This window comes from Desulfobacter sp. (assembly GCF_050177295.1).
On sequence record NZ_JBFXHE010000464.1, the window covers coordinates 1 to 3,277 of the forward strand.

General features: G+C 46.9%; 2 protein-coding genes. One reads left to right on the forward strand and one right to left on the reverse strand.

What is annotated here, in order from left to right; translation table 11 throughout:
* Positions 1-74 precede the first annotated feature (74 nt).
* A complete protein-coding gene (gene dinB / locus AB7U36_RS21105) occupies positions 75-1,547 on the forward strand; it encodes a DNA polymerase IV (protein ID WP_428161594.1) in 1,473 nt (490 codons plus the stop codon).
* Between the two features lie 6 nt (positions 1,548-1,553).
* On the opposite strand, the gene AB7U36_RS21110 is transcribed toward dinB, so the two are convergent.
* Positions 1,554-3,277, reverse strand: a 1,724-nt coding sequence (locus AB7U36_RS21110; RefSeq protein WP_428161595.1) for a DUF748 domain-containing protein, incomplete at its 5' end; no start/stop codon positions are given.

Here is a 3,277-nt window from a genome sequence, read left to right on the forward strand (position 1 = left end):
ATCCTTGACAGTAATTTTTAAAAAATAGAACAATACAGCAATTTTTAATCCGATCCAAGAGGAGTTTTCATCCCATGATCCTCCATGTGGACATGGATGCATTTTTTGCTTCCGTGGAACAGCGGGATAATCCGGAGCTTCTGGGTAAACCCGTTGTCGTGGCAGGCCATTCCAACCGCAGTGTGGTATCTGCAGCCAGCTATGAAGCAAGAGAATTCGGCATCCATTCAGCCATGCCCGTATTTCAGGCCAGGCAGAGATGCCCGCATCTTATTATCCAGCCGGGCAGCCGTGAAAAATATGCCCGGGATTCAAGAAAGATTATGGCTATTTTACGACAATTCTCCCCTTTGGTGGAGTCTGTTTCCATTGATGAAGCCTTCCTGGACATTACGGGTTGTGAAAAACTGATCGGTACGCCTGAACAGGCCGCAAAAAAAATCAAATTTGAGATTTTCAATCAGCTTGCCCTGACCTGTTCAGTTGGCGCGGCCCCGGTCCGGTTTCTGGCAAAAATAGCATCGGATATGGACAAGCCGGACGGGTTGACCATTATCTCCGGCAAGGAGATGGCCCAGGTGATTGCCACCCTTCCCATCAGCAAGGTGCCTGGCGTCGGCGCCAAGGCCATGGCCCAGATGCAAGGCCTTCAAATTGAAACCCTGGGCGATGTGAAGAGATTCGATCTCAACCTATTAACAAATAAATTCGGCAGTTTCGGACAAAGGCTGTTCCAGCTGGCCCGGGGGATTGATGCCACCCCCATAGAACCGGAAAGGCCCCGTAAATCCATCTCCGCTGAAGTCACGTTATCTTCCGATATTTCAGATCCCCGGGACGTACAATCGGTGCTTCTTGCCCAGGCCCACAGGGTTGGCAATGAACTGCGGGCCGGTAACCAAAGATGCAGAAAGGTCGGCATTAAACTGAAATTCTCCGATTTTTCCCAAATCACCCGGAGCAGAACCCTTGAAACATGGATTTCATCATCCAATACTATTTTTGACCAGGCACTCTTCTTGTATTATAATCTGAATATTACCAAAAAAATCCGTCTGGTCGGGGTGGGGGTTTCTGAATTCCAGGAGACCGAAAAGCCGATTCAGCGATCTTTGTTTCCCGATCAGAACCAGGAAGATCAACGGCAATGGGAGGCCGTGGACAGGGCCATGGATTCCGTGCTTGCCAAATTCGGCCCGGATGCCCTGAAAAAGGCAACCTTGAAAAACCATAAAGTTTCACACAACTACATAGGAGATCAGAAAGTGAACCCGCTTTGTGCTGTGCAAGTCACCATTACAGGAAGGGTCCAGGGCGTATGCTTCAGGCATGAAACCCAGCTGGCGGCCCGGGAGCGCGGTCTGTCAGGCCATGTGAGAAATATGCCCGACAGATCGGTCCAGGCCCTGTTCCAGGGTAAGCAGGAGAATATACAGGATATGCTGGCCTGGTGCCGAAAGGGTTCCACCTTTTCAGAGGTAAAGGATGTAAACACCCGAACGGTATCAGTGGATCCTGAATTAACACATTTTGAAATCCGTTATTAGAAAACCTCATTTCAAATTAAACGTCGTCTTAATCCTGGCACTATTTTCTTCATCTTCAGCAACAGGATCAGGCTGCGTAACAAATAAGCGTCTTACATCAATCTTGCCGGTTTCTGTCAGGTATTTGGCAATTTCACGGCCACGCCGCCGCCCAAGGTCATTTAGGGCATCTCCATCCAGGGACATGCTGGTGACCAGAAGCGTCTCTTTTTCATCCAGAGCCAACTCTTTTTCCTTTCCGGACGCATCCCTGGGTTTGGGGAACTGTGCCTTGTCATAGGACTTTTCAATGAGACGGGTACGTTTTTCTTCATCCAAATCAGCCAGTCTCACCGTACCGTCTTCGGGCAATTTTTTATCCATGGATAAAACCATGGCTTCATAAGCCTCATATCTTAATTGCTCAGCGTCCTTAAGTTTATTGTACCGGCTCAAAATTTCCAGTTTCAAATTGGTTCTTTTATCCAGCACAGTTACAAGCTTGTTCAGCTTGTCTTTCTGGGCCTGATCCAGTTGGCTTTTGCCCGGATCAAACTCCACATATCCCAGATCCTGGCCACTGCCGACACCCACAAGGGTGCCTAAAAATTTAAAAGGAGCCGTCACAATTCCCATAATGAAATTTTTCAGGACCGTTCCCACAACCTTTCCGAAATGAAATTTAGGATCGCTGAGATCCCCGGTAATGGGCAGATTCAAATCAATTTCGCCCTTGGAATTTTTGAGCAGTGAAACGGCAAATTCCAGAGGAAGGGAGGATGCGTCCTTACTGTCCACTTTTTTGCCCAGGGTCAACTGATCAAACAGGACGTGATTGTTTGAATTAAGCTTATCCCCGTTAATATTGTAATGCAGTTCCAGGATAAGTTTTCCCTTCTCTATTTCATATCCCAGATATTTTTTGGAATAGACATTGAATTTAGGCAGCTCAATGTTTTTGAAGGATATGGTCAAATCAACAAAACGCTTGTCCTTTAAAGGATCAACCTGACCTGTGATGTCCAATGGTGCATATCCGCCATGTACACCTTTGAGTACAAGTTGGGCATGCGCCTTGCCCATGGATGACAGGCCTGTAAGGCTGCCTGCGATCTCGGTCATATTGGCGGTAAAATTGGGTTGGGTGAAATAGTCACTGAAATTGATATGCCCCCCCTGCAGGGTAATGGCGTTAATGCGGATATCGGGTATTGAACCGCCTTCCTTGACCGGTCCTGCTTCGGTCTTGGTTTTACCTTTGGGTACGGTGTTGTCCTCGGGTTGTTCCACCATAATCTCTTTATAATTGAGTTGGGCGTTTTTATTTAATATGACCCGTTGGTAGAAATCGGTCAGCGCAATTTTCTCAATCACCACACTCATGGGATTTACGCAAATATCCATACCCGTGGCATAGAGCGATTTGCATGAAAAAAATTCCGTGTCATCCACCTTGTTTTTAGACATAAAATTGTTAAGGGAAGCCTGGCCCTTGTATGTTATTTCGGGTAGATCACTTTTCTTCTTGGCCGGGGTCACGACCACTGTACCCCTGGTATTAAGATATCCTTCGGATATTGAAATTTTCAAGAAATCAGTAAAATAGGGTTCTGCCGTATTCACATCAATCCGGTTGAAGTCTATATTCACGGTCGCCGCAGGCCCTGAAATGTCAAAGCTGCCGTCAAGATTAATTTCTCCCTTGTCCTTGTTGGTCATGGATGCCTTGAAGGTCGATTTTTCCCCTTTTT

Bases quoted from the DNA above. Each gene is read 5' to 3' on its own strand.
- dinB (WP_428161594.1), top strand. From the start codon at position 75: ATGATCCTCCATGTGGACATGGATGCATTTTTTGCTTCCGTGGAACAG.